Source organism: Psittacicella gerlachiana, from assembly GCF_003585965.1.
Taxonomy (GTDB): domain Bacteria; phylum Pseudomonadota; class Gammaproteobacteria; order Enterobacterales; family Psittacicellaceae; genus Psittacicella; species Psittacicella gerlachiana.
Window position 1 is genome coordinate 1 of the sequence record NZ_NRJF01000266.1, and the last position, 1,619, is coordinate 1,619.

2 protein-coding genes are annotated in these 1,619 nt (G+C 30.0%); both read left to right on the plus strand.

Annotated features, from left to right (window positions below; translation table 11 throughout):
- Positions 1-53: 53 nt before the first annotated feature.
- A complete protein-coding gene (locus CKF59_RS07475) occupies positions 54-680 on the plus strand; it encodes an RNA polymerase sigma factor (protein WP_119535282.1) in 627 nt (208 codons plus the stop codon).
- A gap of 7 nt (positions 681-687) precedes the next feature.
- Positions 688-1,554, plus strand: coding sequence for a hypothetical protein (locus CKF59_RS07480; RefSeq protein WP_147397152.1), 867 nt, complete (start codon positions 688-690; stop codon positions 1,552-1,554).
- Positions 1,555-1,619: the final 65 nt, after the last annotated feature.

Here is a 1,619-nt window from a genome sequence, read left to right on the forward strand (position 1 = left end):
GAGTTAAATAAAATTGCTTAATAAGTTTTCTTGCTAAGGATACGAGATTCCTCATGTCAGAGCGTAGCTTAAAGCAGATTGACGATAATGATGACGATTTACATCAGCAAGAACTTAAGTTAATTGAACGAATCAAAGCTGGCGATATGAATGCCTTTGGTATTCTTGTGACGAGATATCAAAATAGATTAATACAGTTTTTACTAAAAAAATATGGTGACAATGGGTTAGTTGAAGATGTAGCCCAAAACGTATTTGTTTTAGCATATAGAAAACTTGAATCATTCCAAGGAAAAAGTAAATTTTACACGTGGTTATGTACCATAGGTATTCGCCAAATGTTAAATGCCATTAGTGCAAGAAATCGTAGAGTTAACTTAACGTTTGAATCGGATATGGATTATGAAGGTTCATATGTAGACCTTCAAGAAGATAAGACGAACTCCATTGAAGAGAACATAATTGCAGAAGAAAATAAAAAAGTTCTAGAAGAACTTTTACATCAAATTCCCGAACATATTTTGACACCTTTTTTATTAAGAATTGAAAAAGGTATGAGTTATAAGGATATTAGTGCAGAGTTGAATTTAACTGTAGACTCTGTAAGATCCAGAATCAATCGAGCTCGAATTATGTATAAAGAGCTGATTGAAGAAAATGGTATACTTTCTAAGCTTTAAATTTATTATGAGTGCAAATCATCTTATTAATTTAGCAGATGAACTAGCTTCAGGTAAGATAACACTAGAAGATTTATTTTATGATCAACTAGTTGCCGATGTATTAACACTTAAAGATAAAGATCTAGATGTAGAAAAAGATCTTGAACACTATGTGGATACACCTGCTGATTTACAAAAGTTTGCTAATTTTGACTTTACAAAAAGTGTGATGTTAGAAATTGCAAGCTTAGAGGCTAATGATTCAATAGAAGATGTTGAGCTTGAATTAGAAGATACTCAAACAGATGTTTCAAAAACTATTTCACTAGAACCAGAATATAAAAATCCATATATTAACTATGGTTCGAATTATGCAAATGAGAGAGCAACAGCTTTCTTTAGTGAGAACAACACACAGCAAAATAGTGGTTATCAACAACCAGAGACATTAGTTTCATCTAATACTACGACAAAAACAGAAACTTCTATTTTTAACAAACGTAACATTTTTGGTGCTGCTTTTGCCTTTATTGCAACATTTGCATGCATTGGCTTTTTCAATAAGTTACTATTTACTAATAGTTCTTTTAGTACTTTAGCTTATTCTGATCACGAGATTAATAAAGCTTTAGAACAATCTAATAGTAACTTAACTACTAATAGTTTGGCTAATACTAATTTAGCTTCTCTTACATTTAGAATTTATCAAGTTGATGATCCAACATTACGTAATTATCAGCCACAATTACTTTCAAATGTACAATTAGTAGGCTTACATTTAATTCAACCAAGCCAAAAATTAGATGGTCTTTTATTATCAGATAAACAATCTAAAAACTTATCGATTTTTATTGCAAATTACGATATTCAAAAACGTTTATCTTCAAAATAAAAACTAAATCTTTTAGAAAAGCGACATGAACAAAATGTTTCATGTCGCTTTTATTCTATTAAAAA